Source organism: Burkholderia sp. LMU1-1-1.1, from assembly GCF_040675865.1.
Taxonomy (GTDB): Bacteria; Pseudomonadota; Gammaproteobacteria; order Burkholderiales; family Burkholderiaceae_D; genus Rugamonas.
The window spans coordinates 1-211 of sequence record NZ_JBEGHG010000082.1; the positions used below are offsets into that span (position 1 = coordinate 1).

The 211-nt window shown below is 52.6% G+C and carries 2 tRNA genes; both read right to left on the reverse strand.

Annotated features, from left to right (window positions below):
- Position 1: 1 nt before the first annotated feature.
- A tRNA-Ala gene (locus MRBLMU1_RS31310) sits at positions 2 to 77 on the reverse strand.
- 24 nt (positions 78 to 101) lie between these two features.
- Positions 102 to 178: transfer RNA gene (locus tag MRBLMU1_RS31315), tRNA-Ile, on the reverse strand.
- Between the last annotated feature and the right edge of the window lie 33 nt (positions 179 to 211).

The window sequence follows — 211 nt, forward strand, 5'->3', positions numbered from 1 at the left end:
TTGGTGGAGGATGACGGGATCGAACCGACGACCCCCTGCTTGCAAAGCAGGTGCTCTCCCAGCTGAGCTAATCCCCCTGAGATTTACTACTAGGGTAAAACTGGTAGGGCTGGTTGGACTCGAACCAACGACCCCCGCGTTATCAACACGGTGCTCTAACCAGCTGAGCTACAGCCCCAAATGCTGTTCTTTATATTGACAGTCGATAAGT